This is a genomic window from Streptomyces sp. KPB2, from assembly GCF_003950055.1.
Classification (GTDB): domain Bacteria; phylum Actinomycetota; class Actinomycetes; order Streptomycetales; family Streptomycetaceae; genus Streptomyces; species Streptomyces salinarius.
Genome location: NZ_CP034353.1, coordinates 1,418,259 through 1,434,522, shown reverse-complemented (window position 1 = coordinate 1,434,522; position 16,264 = coordinate 1,418,259). Strand labels below are relative to the sequence as shown.

Genomic DNA, 16,264 nt, shown 5'->3' with positions numbered 1-16,264 from the left:
ACGGGTGCGCCCAGCGGCTCAGGACCCGTCCGGCGACGTCAGGGCCCGTCCTCCTGGGACGCCGTGACCCGTCCCGGACGTCCCACAGCCGGTCCCGGACGTCCCACAGCCGGCCCGGGACTTCTCACAGCCCGGCCCGGGACGTCTCACAACCCGTCCCGCGACGTCAGGACGCGCGGACCGCTCTCGGTGATCGCCACGGTGTGCTCCACGTGCGCCGCGCGGGAGCCGTCGTTGGTGCGCAGGGTCCAGCCGTCGGGGGCCGCGTGGTAGTCGTCCCGGCCGCCCGCGATCAGCATGGGCTCGATGGCGATGACCATGCCGTGCCGCAGCGGGAGCCCGCGCCCCGGGCGGCCCTCGTTGGGCACCCCCGGGTCCTCGTGCATGTGGCGGCCGATGCCGTGGCCGCCGAAGTCGTCCATGATCCCGTAGCCGCCCGCCCGGCACACGGTGCCGATGGCGTGCGCGATGTCGCCGATGCGGTTGCCGACGACGGCCGCCCCGATGCCGGCCTCCAGGGCCCGCTCCGCGGTCTCGATCAGCCTCACGTCGGCCGGGCGCGGCGTGCCCGCCACGAAGCTGAGCGCCGAGTCCCCCGCCCAGCCGTCCAGGAGGGCGCCGCAGTCGATGGAGACGAGGTCCCCGTCGCGCAGCCGGTAGCCGTCCGGGATGCCGTGCACGATCGCGTCGTTCACCGACGCGCAGATGACGCCGGGGAAGGGCGTCGGCGCGAAGGAGGGCCGGTACCCGAGGAACGGCGAGCCCGCGCCCGCCTCCCGCAGCACCTCGTGCGCCACCGCGTCCAGCTCCAGCAGCGACACGCCCACGTCCGCCGCCTCCCGTACGGCCGTCAGGGCCCGCGCGACGACCTGTCCGGCCGCGTGCATGGCGTCGATCGATGAGTCCGTCTTCAGTTCCACCATGCCAATTACTATACCGGTATTTGAATTGGCTCCCGCTGTCGGGGGCGGTATTAGAATGACGGCATGGTGCGCACACCCCTGACCCCCGAAGAGCGTGAGCGCGGCGAGCAGCTCGGCCGGCTGCTCCGCGCGGCCCGCGGCGAGCGGAGCATGACGGCGGTCGCCGCCGAGGCCGGCATCTCCGCCGAGACCCTGCGCAAGATCGAGACCGGCCGGGCCCCCACCCCCGCCTTCTTCACGGTGGCCGCGCTGGCCGGCGCACTGGGGCTGTCCATGGACGAGCTGGTGGGCAGGTGCGTCCCCCTGCCTGCCTGAGGCGCCCGCACTCACCCACAGGAGTGCGAAACGTGATCGACACCGCGCCTTGACGACGATGGTCTTGGCAAGCCCGTCCGGCCAGGCTTACGTTCGTCCCTCTACGGCCCGCTCTACGGGCGTAGAGGCTCTGACGTCGTGTCGAAGGAGCAGCTCATGGCCAACGTCGTACGTGCCGCTCTCGTCCAGGCCACCTGGACCGGCGACACCGAGTCCATGGTGGCGAAGCACGAGGAGCACGCCCGCGCGGCCGCCCGGCAGGGCGCGCGGGTCATCGGGTTCCAGGAGGTCTTCAACGCCCCCTACTTCTGCCAGGTCCAGGACCCCGAGCACTACCGCTGGGCCGAGCCCGTGCCCGACGGCCCCACCGTCCGCCGCATGCAGGCCCTCGCCCGCGAAACCGGCATGGTGATCGTCGTCCCCGTCTTCGAGGTCGAGCAGTCCGGCTTCTACTACAACACCGCGGCCGTGATCGACGCCGACGGCACCGTCCTCGGCACCTACCGCAAGCATCACATTCCGCAGGTCAAGGGCTTCTGGGAGAAGTTCTACTTCCGCCCCGGGAACCTGGGCTGGCCGGTCTTCGACACCGCCGTGGGCAAGGTCGGCGTGTACATCTGCTACGACCGCCACTTCCCCGAGGGCTGGCGCCAACTCGGCCTCGGCGGCGCCCAGCTCGTCTACAACCCGTCCGCCACCCACCGCGGTCTCTCCGCCCACCTGTGGCAGCTGGAACAGCCCGCCGCGGCCGTCGCCAACGAGTACTTCGTGGCCGCCATCAACCGCGTCGGCGTCGAGGAGTACGGGGACAACGACTTCTACGGCACCTCGTACTTCGTGGACCCGCGCGGACAGTTCGTCGGGGAGCCGGCCAGCGACACCAAGGAGGAACTCGTCGTCCGCGACCTGGACTTCGACCTCATCGAGGAGGTCCGGCAGCAGTGGGCCTTCTACCGAGACCGCCGTCCCGACGCCTACGAGGGGCTGGTGCGGCCGTGACCCGTGACCTCTACGCCCGCCACCGCGCCGTCCTGCCCGACTGGCTCGCCCTCTACTACGAGGACCCGCTGGAGATCACCCACGGCGAGGGCCGCCACGTGTGGGACACGGCCGGCAACAAGTACCTCGACTTCTTCGGCGGCATCCTCACCACGATGACCGCGCACGCGCTGCCCGAGGTGACCAAGGCCGTCGCCGAACAGGCCGGGCGGATCATCCACTCCTCGACCCTCTACCTCAACCGCCCGATGGTGGAACTCGCCGAACGCGTCGCCCAGCTCTCCGGCATCCCCGACGCCCGCGTCTTCTTCACCACCTCCGGCACCGAGGCCAACGACACCGCCCTGCTGCTCGCCACCGCCCACCGGCGCAGCAACGCGATCCTGGCGATGCGCAACAGCTACCACGGCCGCTCCTTCAGCGCCGTCGGCATCACCGGCAACCGCGGCTGGTCCCCGACCTCCCTCTCCCCGCTCCAGACCCTCTACGTCCACGGCGGCGTCCGCACCCGCGGGCCCTACGCGGACCTGGACGACCGGGACTTCATCGACGCCTGCGTCGCCGACCTGAAGGACCTGCTCGGCCACACCCGCGCCCCCGCCGCCCTGATCGCCGAACCCGTCCAGGGCGTCGGCGGCTTCACCTCCCCGCCGGACGGCCTGTACGCCGCCTTCCGCGAGGTGCTGCACGAGCGGGGCATCCTGTGGATCTCCGACGAGGTGCAGACCGGCTGGGGCCGCACCGGCGAGCACTTCTGGGGCTGGCAGGCACACGCAAGGAGCGGTCCGCCCGACATCGTCACCTTCGCCAAGGGCATCGGCAACGGCATGTCGATCGGCGGTGTCGTCGCCCGCGCCGAGATCATGAACTGCCTGGACGCCAACAGCATCTCCACCTTCGGCGGCACCCAGGTCACCATGGCCGCGGGCCTCGCCAACCTCTCCTACCTCCTGGAACACGACCTCCAGGGCAACGCCCGGCGCGTCGGCGGCCTGCTCATCGAACGGCTGCGGTCCGTCGCCGCCCAGGTGCCGCACGTACGGGAGGTGCGCGGACGCGGCCTGATGATCGGCGTCGAGCTGACCCGGCCCGGCACCGACGAGGCCGCCCCCGACGCCGCGTCCACCGTCCTGGAGGAGGCCCGCGCCGGCGGACTGCTCGTCGGCAAGGGCGGCGGCCACAGCACCAGCGTCCTGCGCATCGCCCCGCCGATGTCCCTCACCGTCGCGGAGGCCGAGGAGGGCGCCGCGATCCTCGAACGCGCCCTGCGAAGCATCTGACCGCCGCGTGGCCGAGCCCCAGGAGGCGCCGCCATGACCACCACCTCGCGGGTCCCCGCCCAGCAGCCCCGGGAGCCCTGGGAGCCGGCCCTGTCGGTCCGCCAGGTCCTCGACCTGGAACGGGTGCGGGCAGGACGGCCCGAGGTGGTGGCCGGCGCCCACCGGCTCGACCGGCCGGTGCGCTGGGTGCACGTCGCCGAGGCCGCCGACGTCGGTGTGATGCTCAGCGGCGGCGAGATGGTCCTCACCACGGGGGTGCTCCTCGCCGGGGACGAGGACAGGCAGGGCGAGTACATCCGCTCACTGGACCGGGCCGAGGCCGCGGCCGTCGTGCTCGGCCTCGGCCGGGCCTTCCCCGCGCCGCCCGACGTGATGCGCAGGGCGGCCGAACGCTGCGGACTGCCCCTGATCGTCCTGCACCGGCCCTTCCCCTTCGCCGAACTGACCGAGGAGGTGCAGTCCCGGCTGCTGCGGCGCAAGTTCGCCGCCGTCAGCCTCTCCGAGGCCGTACGCACCGAACTGACCGGTCTGATCACCGCCGGCGCCCCGGTGCAGCGCCTGCTCGACGAGGTGGCCCGGCACGCCGGCTGCCCGGTCGTCGTCACCAACCTCGCCCACCGCGTGCTCGCCACGGCGGGGGAGCGGGCGGCCGTCGACGACGTACTGCGGGACTGGGAGCGCATCGCCCGCCAGGCCGGTGCCGCGTCGGCCGACGGCTGGATCCGCGCCGAACTGAGCTGCCGCGGGGAGCGCTGGGGACGCCTGGTGCTGTGCGGCTACCGGGGCGAGCGGGCCGCCGGACGCCTGCTCGCCGACCGCGCGGCCGAGGCCCTCGTCCTGCACCGCATGCTCGCCGGTGACGGCGGCCGCGGGGTCGGTTCCCCGGGCACCCGGGACGCGTGGGACTCCTGGGAGGAGCAGTCCGCGCGGAGCCTGCTCACCGACCTGGTCACCGGCGCCGTACCGGCGCGACAACTGCTGCCCCGGGCACGCGCGGCCGGCCTGCCCGTCAACCGGCGCGTCTTCGTCCCCCTCGTCGTCCGCGAGCGGGAACCCGCCCGGCCCGCCCGGGTGCTGCGGCGGCTCGGCCTGCCCGGCATCGCCGCCCGGCTCGCCGACGACCACGTCGCCGTCCTGCTCAGCCTCGCCCCCGACCAGGACGCCCGGGCGCTCACTGCCCACTTCGCGACCAGGCTGCGTGCGGAACCGGACGCCGCCCACACCGTGGTCGCTGCCGCCGACGCACGCGCCGACTGGACCGACGTCCCGGCGGGCCTGCGCGAGGCCCAGCACGTCGCCGACGCCGTCGCCGACTCCGCGACCGCCCTGGACCTGCCGCCCGTCGTGCGGCTGCGCGACATCCATCTGCGCGGCCTGGTGCGGCTGCTGCGCGACGACCCGCACGTGCAGTCCTTCGCCGAACGCGAGCTGGACGGACTGCTGCGCGGCCCCGACCAGGACCTGCTGCCCGTCCTGCGCACCTACCTCGCCACCGGCCGCAACAAGTCCCGCACCGCCCAGCTCCACCACGTCTCCCGGCCCGCGCTCTACCGCCGCCTCGAAGCCATACAGGGCCTCCTCGGCGTCGACCTCGACGACTTCGAGCAGGCCGCCTCCGTCCACATCGCGCTCCTCGCCCACGACGCCCAACAGGGGTGACACCGTGCAATGCCCGACCCCCGCAGACGTGACACCGTGCCACTCAATCCGGCCGGCCGCCGTCCCTAGTCTCGCCGTACACCGAGCGAGTGGAGGCCGAAGATGAGCCGAGTGATCCGTGCCGCGCTCTTCCAGACCGCCTGGACGGGCGACAAGGAATCGATGATCCAGGTCCACGAGCAGGCGGTGCGCGACGCCGCCGCCCAGGGCGCACAGGTCATGTGCTTCCAGGAGCTGTTCTACGGGCCGTACTTCTGCCAGGTCCAGGACCCGGAGTTCTACGCCTACGCCGAGAGCATCCCGGACGGGCCGATCGTCGAGCGCTTCCAGCGGCTCGCCCGCGAGCACGGCATCGTCCTGGTGCTCCCCATGTACGAGGAGGAGCAGCCCGGCGTCCTCTACAACACCGCCGCCGTCATCGACGCCGACGGCTCCTACCTCGGCAAGTACCGCAAGACCCACATCCCCCAGGTGCGCGGCTTCTGGGAGAAGTTCTACTTCCGCCCCGGGAACAGCGGCTGGCCGGTCTTCGACACCGCCGTCGGCAAGGTCGGCGTCTACATCTGCTACGACCGGCACTTCCCCGAGGGCTGGCGGGCGCTGGGACTCGAAGGCGCCGAGATCGTCTTCAACCCGTCGGCCACCTCGCGCGGGCTGTCCGGCTACCTGTGGCAGCTGGAGCAGCCGGCCGCGGCCGTCGCCAATGAGTACTTCGTCGGCGCCATCAACCGCGTCGGCGTCGAGGAGTACGGCGACAACGACTTCTACGGCACCTCGTACTTCGTCGACCCCGAGGCCCAGTTCGTCGGCGAGGTCGCGAGCGACAAGGAGACCGAACTCGTCGTCCGCGACCTCGACATGGCCAAGCTGCGCGAGGTCCGCGACCGCTGGCAGTTCTACCGCGACCGCGCGCCGGGCGCCTACTCCCCGCTGACCGCGCCCTGATCCGCCGGCGCCCCCGACAGGAGGGAACAGCAGCATGAGCAGCCGTACCGTCATCCGCGGCGGCCTCGTCGTCACCGCGTCCGACGAGATCCACGCCGACGTCCTGATCGAGGACGGCCGCGTCGCCGCCCTCGCCGCGACCGGCACCCCGGCGGCCGAGGCGTTCACCGCCGAGCGGGTGATAGACGCGAGCGGCAAGTACGTCATCCCGGGCGGCGTCGACGGGCACACCCACATGGAGATGCCCTTCGGCGGCACCTACGCCGCCGACACCTTCGAGACCGGCACCCGCGCCGCCGCCTGGGGCGGTACGACCACCATCGTCGACTTCGCCATCCAGAGCGTCGGGCACTCCCTGCGCTCGGGCCTGGACGCCTGGCACGCCAAGGCCGAGGGCAACTGCGCGATCGACTACGCCTTCCACATGATCGTCTCCGACGTCAACGAGAAGACGCTCAAGGAGATGGACCTGCTGGTGGAGGAGGGCGTGACCTCCTTCAAGCAGTTCATGGCCTACCCCGGCGTCTTCTACTCCGACGACGGCCAGATCCTGCGCGCCATGCAGCGCGCCGCCGAGAACGGCGGCCTGATCATGATGCACGCCGAGAACGGCATCGCCATCGACGTCCTGGTCGAACAGGCCCTCGCCCGCGGGGAGACCGACCCCCGCTTCCACGGCGAGGTCCGCAAGGCGCTCCTGGAGGCCGAGGCCACCCACCGTGCCATCCGGCTCGCCCAGGTCGCCGGCGCGCCGCTGTACGTCGTGCACGTCTCCGCGACGGAGGCGGTCGCCGAGCTGACCCGGGCCCGCGACGAGGGCCTGCCCGTCTTCGGCGAGACCTGCCCCCAGTACCTGTTCCTGTCCACCGACAACCTCGCCGAGCCCGACTTCGAGGGCGCAAAGTACGTGTGCAGCACCCCGCTCAGGCCCAAGGAGCACCAGGCCTCCCTCTGGCGCGGCCTGCGCACCAACGACCTCCAGGTGGTCTCCACCGACCACTGCCCCTTCTGCTTCAGCGGGCAGAAGGAGCTGGGCCGCGGCGACTTCTCCAAGATCCCCAACGGGATGCCGGGCGTCGAGAACCGCATGGACCTGCTCCACCAGGCCGTCGTCGACGGACACATCAGCCGCCGCCGCTGGATCGAGATCGCCTGCGCCACCCCGGCCCGGATGTTCGGCCTGTACCCGAAGAAGGGCACCATCGCGCCCGGCGCGGACGCCGACATCGTCGTCTACGACCCGGACGCCGAGCAGGTGATCTCCGCCGAGACCCACCACATGAACGTCGACTACTCGGCCTACGAGGGCAGGCGGATCACCGGCCGCGTGGAGACCGTGCTCTCGCGCGGCGAACCGGTCGTCACCGAGCGGGAGTACACCGGGCGCAAGGGCCACGGCGTCTACACCCCGCGCGCCACCTGTCAGTACCTGAACTAGGAGCGGTGCCCATGGACTTCGGACTCGTCCTGCAGACCGACCCGCCGGCCTCCCGCGTCGTGGAGCTGATGCAACGCGCCGAGCGCAACGGCTTCAGCCACGGCTGGACCTTCGACTCCGCCGTGCTCTGGCAGGAACCGTTCGTGATCTACAGCCAGGTCCTGTCCCACACCAGCACGCTGAAGATCGGACCGATGGTCACCAACCCGGGCACCCGCACCTGGGAGGTGACCGCCTCCACCTTCGCCACCCTCAACGACATGTTCGGCAACCGCACCGTCTGCGGCATCGGCCGCGGCGACTCCGCGATGCGCGTCGCGGGACGCAGGCCCAACACCCTCGCCCGCATAAGCGAAGCCATCAAGGTCATCCGCGCGCTCGGCAGGGGAGAGGAGGCCGACCTCGGCAGCGGCACCGTCGTCCGGTTCCCCTGGATCAAGCCCGGCGCCGAAGTCCCCGTGTGGATGGCCGCGTACGGCCCCAAGGCCCTGAAGATGACCGGCGAGGAGGCCGACGGCTTCATCCTCCAGCTCGCCGACCTCTACCTCACCGAGTACATGGTCAAGGCCGTCCGGGACGCCGCCGAGGCCGCCGGACGCGACCCCTCCGATGTGACGGTCTGCGTCGCCGCCCCCGCCTACGTCACCGCCGACGACTCGCCCGAGGCCCTCGCCCACGCACGCGAGCAGTGCCGCTGGTTCGGCGGCATGGTCGGCAACCACGTCGCCGACCTGGTCGCCAAGTACGGCGCCCACACCGGCGCCGTCCCCGACGAACTCACCGACTACATCAAGGCCCGCGAGGGCTACGACTACGCCCACCACGGGCGCAGCGGCAACCCGGACACGCAGTTCGTGCCGGACGAGATCGTCGACCGGTTCTGCCTGATCGGCCCGGTCGAGAAGCACATCGAGAAGCTGACCGCCCTGCGCGCCCTCGGCGTCGACCAGTTCGCGCTGTACGACATGCACGACGCGCAGGAAGCCGTGATCGACACCTACGGCACGAAGGTCATCCCGGCCGTCAACGCGTGACCCGTCCCCGCCCGCCCCGCACGACGGGGCGGGCACCAGGGCGCACCCGCGCACCCCCTCGGCACCGCCCGCACGGCCTCTCCCGGCCCACCGCATGATTGGCCTGCCCATGACCGACACCGCGCCCACGGCCATATCGCCGTCCGCCCAAGTCACCCTCCCCGACGGGCGTGTGGAGCTCGCCCCGGGCTCCCCGCCGCCGAGCGGTCCCTACGCCAACGAGGACCTGCTGCCCGTCCCCGTCGAGGGGCGCACCTGGACCACGTACAACTTCTCCGCCCTGTGGGTCGGCATGGCCCACAACACGGCCTCCTGGACCCTCGCGTCCGGTCTCATCGCGGTCGGCATGGACTGGAAACAGGCGGTGTTCACCATCGCCCTGGCCAACCTGATCGTGCTCGCGCCGATGCTGCTCACCGGGCACGCCGGACCCAAGTACGGCATCCCGTTCCCGGTGTTCGCCCGCGCCTCCTTCGGTATCCGGGGCGCCAACCTGCCCGCCGTCGTGCGGGCGTTGGTGGCGTGCGGCTGGTTCGGCATCCAGACCTGGATCGGCGGCGAGGCGATCTACTTCCTGGCCGGCAAGCTGATCGGCGACGGCTGGACCGGCGCCGCGACGGTCGGCGGCTACGCCTGGACCATGTGGCTGTCCTTCGCGATCTTCTGGGCGCTCCAGGTCGCCATCATCTACCGGGGCATGGAGACCATCCGCCGCTTCGAGAACTGGGCGGCGCCCTTCGTCCTCGTCGGTGCCTTCGTGATGCTGTGGTGGATGGCCGACAAGGCGGGCGGCTTCGGACCGCTCTTCGACCAGCCCTCCAAGCTGGGCTGGGGCGGCGACTTCTGGAAGCTGTTCTGGCCCTCCCTGATGGGCATGATCGGCTTCTGGTCCACGCTGTCCCTCAACATCCCCGACTTCACCCGCTACGGGAAGAGCCAGAAGGCACAGACCCGCGGCCAGGCCCTCGGCCTGCCGACGACGATGACCCTGTTCGCCTTCCTCTCCGTCATGGTCACCTCCGGCAGCCAGGCCGTGTACGGCGAACCGATCTGGGACCCGGTACAACTCGCCGCGAAGACGGACAACGTGGTGGGCCTGCTCTTCGCCCTCGTCACCGTCCTGGTGGCCACCCTGTCCGTGAACATCGCCGCCAACCTGGTCTCCCCGGCCTTCGACTTCTCCAACGTCGCACCGCGCAAGGTCAGTTTCCGGGCCGGCGCCCTCATCACGTCCGTGCTCGCCGTGCTGATCTTCCCCTGGAAGCTGTACTCCGACCCGCAGGGCTATATCTTCACCTGGCTCGGCCTGGTCGGCGGGCTGCTCGGCACCGTGGCCGGCATCCTCATCGCCGACTACTGGATCCTGCGCCGCGCCCGCCTCCACCTCGTCGACCTGTACCGCAGGGGCGGCCGCTACTGGTACGGCGGAGGCTGGAACTGGCGCGCGGTGCTCGCCTTCGCCGTCGGCGGCGTCCTGGCCATCGGCGGCGCCGACTTCCACCCGCTGGTCGACGGCCGCCCCGTGCCCTTCCTCGAACCGCTGGCCGACTACGGCTGGGCGGTGGGCCTGGGCACGTCCCTCGTCCTCTACCTGGCGCTGATGCTGCTGCCCGCGACCCGGCCCGGTACGGTCGCCGCAGCGCGGCCGGCACCCTCCCGGGACCCGTCCTAGCCGCCCTGCAAGGCGGCCACGGCCTCTTTGGCCGCCTTGATGGCACCCTTGTTGATCTCGGTGGTGCCGGGCGCCTTCTTCGACTCGAAGTCGCTGCCGTTGTACGTGATCATCACCAGGGCGTTGGCCGCGCGGACCAGCACGGTGCCCTCACGGGTCTGCTGCTTGTCCTCGGTGGTGAGGTTCACGACGGAGTAGGCGCTGTCGCCGAGCCCCGGCACGTCACCACCGCCGCTGCGGTCGGCGACCCGCTCCTTGTACGACTTCTGCGCGGCCTCTTCCGTCTCCATCACCTCGAAGGAGACGTCGAGCCAGCGGTAGTCGTACCCCTTGAGCGCGTTCCACGAACAGGTGCGGCGCACCTTGGTGTCCGTGGACGGGATCTCCTTGCCGGCCGCCTTGGCTCCCGGCACCAGCGAGGTGACCGTCTTGCCGGCCAGGCTCTCGCACGGTGCCGGCGCGGTGGCGTACTTCTTCGTCGCCGACGGGCTCGCCGGTGCGGACGCCGATCTTTCGGTGGTGCCGGGCGACGGCGTTCTCTCCTTGGCGGCCGGTGACGTGTCCGGCCCGGACGACATCGCCCAGCCCGCGGTGGCGAGCACGGCGACCGGCGCCAGACGGGCGGTCAGGGCGAGCGGCAGAGGAAGAGAACGCAAGGCGCACTTCTCGTGGGGGACGGTGCGGAGGGTGCCCGCACGGCGGACGGGACGCCAGTGTCACACGACTCCCCGTGGGGCGGAAGGGCGAACTCGGTGCGTGGCCGCGCGGTGACGCAGACGCACGGCCACGCGCGTCCGAGCGCGGTCGGTCACGGGGTCTCCCGAGCGGTGGGACGGGCGCCGGGGGCGGTCAGGGAGGTCTCGATGCGGTCCACGGCGGCGAACGCGCCGTACGCGACGAGGTGCACCAGGCAGTGGTCGGTGTGCTCGGGCCGGCGCCACGCCGCGACGTCCGCGTCCGTGATCCGGTACGGCGCGAGCGCGACCAGCAGCGCCAGCCGGGCGCCGGGACGTTCGCTCCGGTCGGGGAACGGGTCCGGGGTGAGAGGCGGGTGCGAGCCGTCCCAGTCACGCAGGGTGGTGCGGACGAGGTCCTGGTCGTCGGCGTCGAGGAGCCCGGCGCCCATGGGGGCGGTGGCGCTCAGCGCCGCGTACGCCGGGCCGACCGGCGTGCCCGCCGCCCAGGCCGGGCCCCGGCCGGGGTCGTCCAGCAGGGGCAGGGCGGCGCCGGGGGCGACGGCTCGCCGCACGGTGCGGGACAGCGACCGGCCCGCCAGGCTCCGTACCGGGCGCAGCCGTTGCGCGTCGGCCGGGAGCAGTCTCTCGGTCACCAGCGACGACACGACGCGGTTGATGAAGTGGAAGGCCAGCACGGTGCCGAGGTAGCCGGGAGCCTCCTCGGGCGGGAACGGGTACGGCTCCCGCGCGGCGCCCGGGACCCGGGTGCGCCGCGCCCAGTCGAGCACGCGCGCGTGCCGCTCGTCGGCGGGCTCCTGCCCCCGGGCCAGCCGCTCGGCCAGGGCGTGGTCGCCGGTGGCGTGCAGCAGCATGGTGTGCGCGTCCACGCAGAACCGGCACTTGTTGGCCTCGGACACCCCGAAGGCGGCGACCTCCTTGCAGGTCCGGTCGCCGGGCCCGGCGAGCAGGGACTCGCGCATCAGCGCCCAGGCCGGGGCGACGAGCGCGGGCGCCGACGACAGGGCCACGAACGGGGCGGGCTCGGGGATGCCGAAGTCCCGCGCGGCCTGCGCGTAGACCTCGGCGACGCGGCCGGTGGCCGCCTTCGGCGGCAGGGGTTCGGTGTGACGGAAAGGTGTGGGCATGGACAGCAGCCTGCGCCGTCCGGGTGCCCGGGGTCGTCGTACGGCCGGATGCGGTTGGCGCTGCGCCGCCGGGACCCGGTCGGGCGGCGGACTACTTCGCCGGGAGTAGTCGCGAAGCCGTCCACAGGGCCGACGCGACTGTCGGCCGGGCCGTCTATGGTGCGGACATGAGTGGGCGTCAGGTCGATCGCGGGCGACTCGCCGACGTGGTCCTCGCGGCCGTGGTCGGCGCCCTCGGCACGGCGGTCGCCGCCTTCGACGACGGCACCACGGCTCTCGATCACGCGCTCGTCGCCCTCGCCTCGGCGGCGCTCGCCTTCCACCGCGCCGCCCCGCGCGCGGTGCTGGCCGTCGCCACCGCCCTCGGCACGGCGTACGTCGTGCACGCGCACCCCGGCCCGCTGTCCGCACTGCCCGTCCTCGGCGCCGTGCACACAGCGGCCCGGGTCGGCCACCGGGGCGTCGCGGCGGCCGGCGGTGCCGTGTTCCTGGCCGGGTACGTGGCCACGGGGCCCGGCACGCAGCACGTGGCCGAGCGGGCCGGGCTGCTCGCCGGCTGGTTCCTGTGCGCCGTGGTGACCGGGCTCGCCGACCGGAACTGGCAGGCGTACCTGCGCCAGACCGAACAGCGGGCCCTGGAGGCCGAGCGCACCAGGGAGGAGGCGGCCCTGCGCCGGGCCGGGGAGGAACGGCTGCGCATCGCCCGCGAGTTGCACGACTCGCTGACCCACAGCATCTCCATCGTCAAGCTCCAGGCCGGTGTCGCCGTGCACCTCGCGCGCAAGCGCGGTGACGAGGTGCCTCCCGCACTGCTGGCCATCCAGGAGGCCAGTGGCGAGGCGATGCGCGAACTGCGCTCCGCCCTCCAGGTGCTGCGGGCCGACGAACCCACCGGCACCCCGGCACTGCTCGTCGAGCGGGCCCGCGCGGCGGGGCTCACCGTCGACCTGACCGTCACCGGGGACGAGCGACCGCTGCCCCGGGCCGTCGACCTGGCCGCCTACCGCATCGTGCAGGAGGCCCTCACCAACGCGGCACGACACGCCGGACCCGCGAAGGTACGGGTCCGCATCGACTACGGCACAGGGAACACCGGGGCACCCGCGGGGGAGCTGGCGATAGACGTGGACGACGACGGGGCCGCCGACCCGGACCGCCCGCCGGTGCCCGGCACCGGCCTGACCGGCATGCGCGAACGGGTGAGCGCGCTCGGTGGCACCCTGAGTGCCGCCCCTCGCGCGGAGGGCGGCTTCGCGGTACGGGCACGGCTCCCGCTGATGGAGGCGGTATGAACGCCGGGAGCGGGGTCCTGAGGGTCGCGCTCGTCGACGACCAGGCCCTGATGCGGGCCGGCTTCCGGGCGCTGCTCGACGCCGAGGACGGCATCGAGGTGGTGGGCGAGGCCGCGGACGGGGAACAGGGGGTGGCGCTGGTGCGGGCCCAGGTTCCCGACGTGGCGCTGGTCGACGTACAGATGCCGGTGATGTCGGGCATCGAGGCGACCCGCCGCATCGCCAACGACCCCGACCTCGCCGCCGTACGCGTCGTCATCCTGACCAACTACGGCCTCGACGAGTACGTCTTCGACGCGCTGCGGGCGGGAGCCAGCGGCTTCCTCCTCAAGGACACCGAGCCCGCCGACCTGCTCCAGGCCATCGACGTGGTCGCACGCGGCGAGGCCCTGCTCTCCCCGTCGGTCACCCGCACTCTCATCGGCGAGTTCGTCGCCCGGCCCCCGGACCGGGCCACCGCACCCGGCCTGGACACCCTCACCCGCCGGGAACGCGAGGTCACCGCACTCGTCGCGCGCGGCCTGAGCAACGAGGAGATCGCCGCCCACATGGTGATCAGCCCGCTGACCGCCAAGACGCACGTCAGCCGTGCGATGACCAAGCTGGGCGCCCGCGACCGGGCACAACTCGTGGTGTTCGCCTACGAGTCGGGCCTGGTCGCGGTGCGCGGCGGGTGAGCCCGCCGGTGAACCCGGCCGTCAGGGCACCCGGGCGGTCCACTCGGGGGAGGAGAACTTCGTGTGTGCCAACTCCTGGGCGCGGGCCAGCTCTTCGTCCGTCACCTTGCCCCGGGTCAGGCCGTACCGGTCGCCGAAGGAGGAGACCATCCGCTCGATCACGGCCTCGCGCGCCAGGCCGGTCTGCCGGCGCAGCGGATCCACGCGCTTCTTGGCGCTCCTGGTGCCCTTGTCGGACATCTTCTCCTTGCCGATGCGCAGGACGTCGAGCATCTTCTCCGCGTCGATGTCGTACGACATGGTCACGTGGTGCAGTACGGCGCCGGGACCGCCGCCGGGGCCCACCACGCGCTTCTGGGCGGCGCCCGCGATCTTGCCCTGGTCGGTGGCGATGTCGTTCAGCGGCTGGTACCAGGCGCGGATGCCCATCTCGCCGAGCGCGCCGAGCACCCAGTCGTCGAGGTAGGCGTAGCTGTCCTGGAAGGAGAGGCCCTGCACCAGCGCCTCCGGCACCGACAGGGAGTAGGTGATCGTGTTGCCGGGCTCCACGAACATGGCGCCGCCGCCGGAGATGCGGCGGACCACCTCGATGCCGTGGCGCGCGGCGCCCTCGGGGTCCACCTCGTTGCGCAGCGACTGGAAACTGCCGATGATCACCGCCGGGGCGCCCCACTCCCACACCCGCAGCGTCGGCGGACGCCGGCCCGCGGCGACCTCGGCGGTCAGCACCTCGTCCAGGGCCATGTGCAGCGCGGGGGACTCGGGCCCCTCGTGGATCAGCTGCCAGTCGTAGTCCGTCCAGTCCGTGGCGTGGGCCAGGGCGCGGCGCACGGCGATGCCGACGCCCTCCGAGGTCAGCCCGTACATCACGGTGCCCTCGGGCACTGCGGCGTCGATCCGCGCGGCGAGTCCCGCCGCGTCGGTGTCCGCCGGGGCGCCCTCCAGCGCGCGGTTCACGGCGTCCAGCGCCTCGTCCGGTTCCAGGAAGAAGTCGCCCGCCACGCGCACGTGCCGCAGCACGCCGTTCTCGGCCTCCACGTCCACGACGACCAGCTTGCCGCCGGGGATCTTGTATTCACCGTGCACCGTTCCGCCTCCGTTTCGCAGTAGAGGACAACGGTGCGCCCGGCCGGTGTGTTCCCGCCCCGCGCCCCCGGGGCGGTCGGCCGGCGGTCAGCCGACGCGGTCGGCCACCCGGTCGCCCACGGGCACCGTCAGCCGCACCTCCGTGCCGCCCCCGCGCGCCGGGCCGACGGAGAGGTCCGCGCCGATCAGCAGGGCGCGTTCCCGCATGCCGCGGATTCCGGCTCCCTCGGAGGCGTCCCCGGAGCCGTCGAAGCCCCGGCCGTCGTCGCGGACCCGGAGCTCGACGGCGTCACCGGCCCGTTCCAGGGTGAGCGTCACCAGGCGGGCCCCGGAGTGCCTGGCCGCGTTGGTGAGGCCCTCCTGGGCGACCCGGTACAGGACCAGGTCGGCGTTGTCCCCGAGCGCGGGCAGGCCGGAGGCGAGGTCGTGGCGCACGGTCAGCGAGGGGCCGGTGAACTCGTCCGACAGCGACCTCAGGGCGCTGCACAGACCCAGCTCCTCCAGGACCCCCGGGAGCAGCCGGCGGGCGATGCGGCGGATCTCGTCGAGGCTGGACCGGGTGGTCTCCTGCACCTGCGACAGCTGCTCACGCACCTCGTCGGGCGCCTGGTCGGCGACCCGCTTGAGGTCCAGCAGCACGGCGGCGAGGGTCTGCCCCACCTCGTCGTACAGCTCCTGGGCCACGCGGTGACGTTCCGACTCCTGCGCGCTCAGGGTGCGGGCGGCGCTCAGCGCCCGCTCGGCCTCCAGCCGGTCGAGCATCGTGTTGAACGTCGTGATCAGCTCGGCGATCTCGCCGTCGCCGTCGACCTTCGGACGCACCCGCGGCCGCAGCAGATCGGTGGTGGTCATGGCGCGGGCCAGCTGCCGCAGCGGCCCGAGACCGATGCGCAGCAGTACGACGTTGGCGATCAGGATCACCACCAGCCCCGCCGTGAGGATGGCGGCCTCGGTGAGCAGGACGGGCGTCGATACGGTGACCGGTCCCAGCAGCAACGCGGTCGCGACGATCAGCACCACCGAGTTGAACAGCGAGATTCTCCAGAACAAGGGCACCGCAGCAGCGTCGGCGACGCACGGCGCACAGTCCATCGGTTCCGGCACCCATTTCGCCCTCCGCCG

The 16,264-nt window shown here is 72.5% G+C and carries 15 protein-coding genes; 10 read left to right on the top strand and 5 right to left on the bottom strand.

Annotation, left to right across the window (positions count from 1 at the left end; translation table 11 throughout):
• Nucleotides 1-146 precede the first annotated feature (146 nt).
• Nucleotides 147-923 (bottom strand): type I methionyl aminopeptidase, encoded by a 777-nt coding sequence (map, locus tag D1J63_RS06220; protein WP_125628080.1) that lies wholly within the window; start codon nucleotides 921-923, stop codon nucleotides 147-149.
• A 63-nt stretch (nucleotides 924-986) separates the two neighbouring features.
• On the opposite strand from map, the gene D1J63_RS06215 reads away from it, so the two are divergent.
• The 8 genes from D1J63_RS06215 to D1J63_RS06180 all read left to right on the top strand — a co-directional run bounded on the left by D1J63_RS06215 (nucleotide 987) and on the right by D1J63_RS06180 (nucleotide 10,265).
• Nucleotides 987-1,238: a helix-turn-helix transcriptional regulator gene (locus tag D1J63_RS06215; protein ID WP_061441507.1), complete on the top strand. Its 252-nt coding sequence runs from the start codon at nucleotides 987-989 to the stop codon at nucleotides 1,236-1,238.
• A gap of 156 nt (nucleotides 1,239-1,394) precedes the next feature.
• Nucleotides 1,395-2,237, top strand: a complete 843-nt coding sequence (locus tag D1J63_RS06210; protein ID WP_125628079.1) for a nitrilase-related carbon-nitrogen hydrolase — start codon at nucleotides 1,395-1,397, stop codon at nucleotides 2,235-2,237.
• Complete coding sequence (locus tag D1J63_RS06205) at nucleotides 2,234-3,517, top strand: aspartate aminotransferase family protein (RefSeq protein WP_125628078.1); 1,284 nt, start codon at nucleotides 2,234-2,236, stop codon at nucleotides 3,515-3,517. The genes D1J63_RS06210 and D1J63_RS06205 overlap by 4 nt, the downstream gene beginning before the upstream one ends.
• Before the next feature lie 33 nt (nucleotides 3,518-3,550).
• Nucleotides 3,551-5,176 carry a PucR family transcriptional regulator gene (locus D1J63_RS06200; protein WP_125628077.1) on the top strand — a complete coding sequence of 542 codons (1,626 nt, stop codon included), beginning with the start codon at nucleotides 3,551-3,553 and terminating at the stop codon, nucleotides 5,174-5,176.
• A 102-nt stretch (nucleotides 5,177-5,278) separates the two neighbouring features.
• Nucleotides 5,279-6,121 (top strand): nitrilase-related carbon-nitrogen hydrolase, encoded by an 843-nt coding sequence (locus D1J63_RS06195; protein ID WP_125628076.1) that lies wholly within the window; start codon nucleotides 5,279-5,281, stop codon nucleotides 6,119-6,121.
• 34 nt (nucleotides 6,122-6,155) lie between these two features.
• Nucleotides 6,156-7,559, top strand: a complete 1,404-nt coding sequence (hydA, locus tag D1J63_RS06190) for a dihydropyrimidinase (protein WP_125628075.1) — start codon at nucleotides 6,156-6,158, stop codon at nucleotides 7,557-7,559.
• A gap of 11 nt (nucleotides 7,560-7,570) precedes the next feature.
• Nucleotides 7,571-8,593, top strand: a complete 1,023-nt coding sequence (locus tag D1J63_RS06185; RefSeq protein WP_125628074.1) for a TIGR03842 family LLM class F420-dependent oxidoreductase — start codon at nucleotides 7,571-7,573, stop codon at nucleotides 8,591-8,593.
• A gap of 109 nt (nucleotides 8,594-8,702) precedes the next feature.
• Nucleotides 8,703-10,265 carry an NCS1 family nucleobase:cation symporter-1 gene (locus D1J63_RS06180; RefSeq protein ID WP_164712733.1) on the top strand — a complete coding sequence of 521 codons (1,563 nt, stop codon included), beginning with the start codon at nucleotides 8,703-8,705 and terminating at the stop codon, nucleotides 10,263-10,265.
• Here the strand turns inward: D1J63_RS06180 and D1J63_RS06175 are convergent.
• Complete coding sequence (locus D1J63_RS06175) at nucleotides 10,262-10,921, bottom strand: hypothetical protein (RefSeq protein WP_125628072.1); 660 nt, start codon at nucleotides 10,919-10,921, stop codon at nucleotides 10,262-10,264. The genes D1J63_RS06180 and D1J63_RS06175 overlap by 4 nt on opposite strands.
• 152 nt (nucleotides 10,922-11,073) lie before the next feature.
• Nucleotides 11,074-12,087, bottom strand: a complete 1,014-nt coding sequence (locus tag D1J63_RS06170) for a carboxymuconolactone decarboxylase family protein (protein WP_125628071.1) — start codon at nucleotides 12,085-12,087, stop codon at nucleotides 11,074-11,076.
• A gap of 167 nt (nucleotides 12,088-12,254) precedes the next feature.
• Between D1J63_RS06170 and D1J63_RS06165 the strand changes: the two genes are divergently transcribed.
• Both D1J63_RS06165 and D1J63_RS06160 read left to right on the top strand, forming a co-directional pair.
• Nucleotides 12,255-13,379, top strand: a complete 1,125-nt coding sequence (locus D1J63_RS06165) for a sensor histidine kinase (RefSeq protein ID WP_125628070.1) — start codon at nucleotides 12,255-12,257, stop codon at nucleotides 13,377-13,379.
• Nucleotides 13,376-14,056: a response regulator transcription factor gene (locus tag D1J63_RS06160; protein WP_125628069.1), complete on the top strand. Its 681-nt coding sequence runs from the start codon at nucleotides 13,376-13,378 to the stop codon at nucleotides 14,054-14,056. The genes D1J63_RS06165 and D1J63_RS06160 overlap by 4 nt, the downstream gene beginning before the upstream one ends.
• Nucleotides 14,057-14,077: 21 nt before the next feature.
• Here D1J63_RS06160 and D1J63_RS06155 read toward each other — a convergent pair whose 3' ends face one another.
• Both D1J63_RS06155 and D1J63_RS06150 read right to left on the bottom strand, forming a co-directional pair.
• Nucleotides 14,078-15,142 carry a biotin/lipoate A/B protein ligase family protein gene (locus D1J63_RS06155; RefSeq protein WP_125628068.1) on the bottom strand — a complete coding sequence of 355 codons (1,065 nt, stop codon included), beginning with the start codon at nucleotides 15,140-15,142 and terminating at the stop codon, nucleotides 14,078-14,080.
• A gap of 87 nt (nucleotides 15,143-15,229) precedes the next feature.
• The gene (locus D1J63_RS06150; protein WP_164712732.1) at nucleotides 15,230-16,198 is read right to left on the bottom strand and encodes a sensor histidine kinase; all 969 of its coding nucleotides are present in this window, start codon (nucleotides 16,196-16,198) and stop codon (nucleotides 15,230-15,232) included.
• Nucleotides 16,199-16,264: the final 66 nt, after the last annotated feature.

Excerpts from the sequence above, each read along its gene's own strand:
- map (WP_125628080.1), bottom strand. The coding sequence starts at position 923 with ATGGTGGAACTGAAGACGGACTCATCGATCGACGCCATGCACGCGGCC.
- D1J63_RS06215 (WP_061441507.1), top strand. The coding sequence starts at position 987 with ATGGTGCGCACACCCCTGACCCCCGAAGAGCGTGAGCGCGGCGAGCAG.
- D1J63_RS06210 (WP_125628079.1), top strand. The coding sequence starts at position 1,395 with ATGGCCAACGTCGTACGTGCCGCTCTCGTCCAGGCCACCTGGACCGGC.
- D1J63_RS06200 (WP_125628077.1), top strand. The coding sequence starts at position 3,551 with ATGACCACCACCTCGCGGGTCCCCGCCCAGCAGCCCCGGGAGCCCTGG.
- D1J63_RS06195 (WP_125628076.1), top strand. The coding sequence starts at position 5,279 with ATGAGCCGAGTGATCCGTGCCGCGCTCTTCCAGACCGCCTGGACGGGC.
- hydA (WP_125628075.1), top strand. The coding sequence starts at position 6,156 with ATGAGCAGCCGTACCGTCATCCGCGGCGGCCTCGTCGTCACCGCGTCC.
- D1J63_RS06185 (WP_125628074.1), top strand. The coding sequence starts at position 7,571 with ATGGACTTCGGACTCGTCCTGCAGACCGACCCGCCGGCCTCCCGCGTC.
- D1J63_RS06180 (WP_164712733.1), top strand. The coding sequence starts at position 8,703 with ATGACCGACACCGCGCCCACGGCCATATCGCCGTCCGCCCAAGTCACC.
- D1J63_RS06170 (WP_125628071.1), bottom strand. The coding sequence starts at position 12,087 with ATGCCCACACCTTTCCGTCACACCGAACCCCTGCCGCCGAAGGCGGCC.
- D1J63_RS06165 (WP_125628070.1), top strand. The coding sequence starts at position 12,255 with ATGAGTGGGCGTCAGGTCGATCGCGGGCGACTCGCCGACGTGGTCCTC.
- D1J63_RS06160 (WP_125628069.1), top strand. The coding sequence starts at position 13,376 with ATGAACGCCGGGAGCGGGGTCCTGAGGGTCGCGCTCGTCGACGACCAG.